This is a genomic window from Pedobacter sp. MC2016-05, assembly GCF_026239735.1.
Classification (GTDB): domain Bacteria; phylum Bacteroidota; class Bacteroidia; order Sphingobacteriales; family Sphingobacteriaceae; genus Pedobacter.
Map to the genome: position 1 here is coordinate 1 of NZ_JAPIVT010000047.1, position 1590 is coordinate 1590.

The 1590-nt window shown below is 42.8% G+C and carries 1 protein-coding gene; it reads right to left on the reverse strand.

All coding sequences use genetic code 11. The annotated features are described in order from the left end of the window. Window positions 1-7: 7 nt before the first annotated feature. On the reverse strand, window positions 8-1543 hold the full coding sequence (locus OQZ33_RS24095) for an IS1182 family transposase (RefSeq protein ID WP_265802122.1): 1536 nt from the start codon (window positions 1541-1543) through the stop codon (window positions 8-10). Window positions 1544-1590 lie beyond the last annotated feature (47 nt).

Sequence of the window (1590 nt, forward strand, 5' to 3'; positions counted from 1 at the left end):
AGCCTTTTTAGGCTGCTTTTTTTCTAATATTTTGTGCAATTGCCAGTAATCCCCATTCTATTGCCACTTTTTCTTTCCCTCGGAGCATGAAGCGGCGGAACCCGTGGTTCTGTTTAATATTCCCGAATACTGGTTCAACATCATGACACCTTTGCTTTCGTTTTTCAACCCCCTTTTCACTGCTGAGTAGCTGATATGCTTTTGCTTTATGTCGCACCAGATTAGTGTTGACCTCTATGATCCTGTTTCCCTGAGATTTGTGGCAAGTCCCATTGAGTGGGCATGTGGCACAATTCTTTGCCTGGTACCTTTTGCTGGTCTGCTCAAATCCGGTACTGGTTTTTCGTTTGCTATCGCCGATATAATTCATTTTTTGACCCATTGGACATATATAGCAGTCCTGCTCCCGATTATAGAATAGCCTGTCCTGGGCAAATGGTTTCTTCTTGTTGTGGGTTTCACTCTGCTCCTTGTCGAACATGCCATATTTTACGTAAGCTTCAATCTGGCCAGCTTCCATGATCTCATAATTTTCCTCGCTTCCATAACCTGCATCTGCGGTAATGGTCTTCAGGGTTTTACCAAAGCTTGCCTGATGTTGCTCGATATGTTCTTTTAAAGTAGTGGTATCAGTGGGGTTCGGGTGAATGGTATAATTTACGATGAACTGGTTTGAGGTTGATATCTGTACATTATAACCTGGCTTGAGCTGGCCATTTTGCATGTGGTCTTCCTTCATCCGCATGAAAGTCGCATCGGTATCGGTTTTACTAAAGCTGTTGCGTTCCCCCAGGATTTCTTCTTTACGCTCATATTCTGCTATCTTTTCCGGATATTCCCTGGTTATATACCTCAGCTTCGCTTTGACTTTTTTGTCCAGATCTGTTTTTTCTGCCAATACTGCATTGAGCGTATCCACGGTCTGCTGTACCTTTTCTGTATCTATATCGGTAAAATCCGGTGGTTCGGGCAGTCCATCTTCTACTTTGGCAACACTTTGGGCATATTGCCAGATTTCACTCAAGGCTTTCTTCATCTTCTCCTTATTGGTCTGGATGGCTTTTTTCCACACAAAGGTATACTTGTTCGCATTGGCCTCTATCCTGGTACCATCAGTATAAACATCTTCAATGCTTAAAAGGCCTTCTGCAGCCAAAAGTTTTACCACCTCCTCAAATACACTGCGAAGTGCATCCTTAAGCCGCACGCCACGAAAACGGTTGATGGTATTGTGGTCGGGATAACTCATCCCACTGAGCCACATAAAATTGATGTTCTCTCTGCAGGCTACCTCCAGCTTTCTGCTACTATAGATATTGCTCACATACCCATATACCAAAACCTTTAACAGCATTTGGGGATGGTAACTTGAAGTACCCTTGATCTTATAAGCATCCAACAGCCCCTGGATATTGATTCGGTTAATAACATCGTTCACGATGCGAACAGGATGGCCTTTTGCCACAAGTTCATCCAGAGTAGGCGGAATAGCCATAATCTGGTCTTGATAGTAGGGCTTGAAAACTGGTATTTGGACTGGCATAAACCTCAATTATTTATACTTAAATATCTGAAATTCAACGTAATAAA

Excerpts from the sequence above, each read along its gene's own strand:
- OQZ33_RS24095 (WP_265802122.1), bottom strand. The coding sequence starts at position 1,543 with ATGCCAGTCCAAATACCAGTTTTCAAGCCCTACTATCAAGACCAGATT.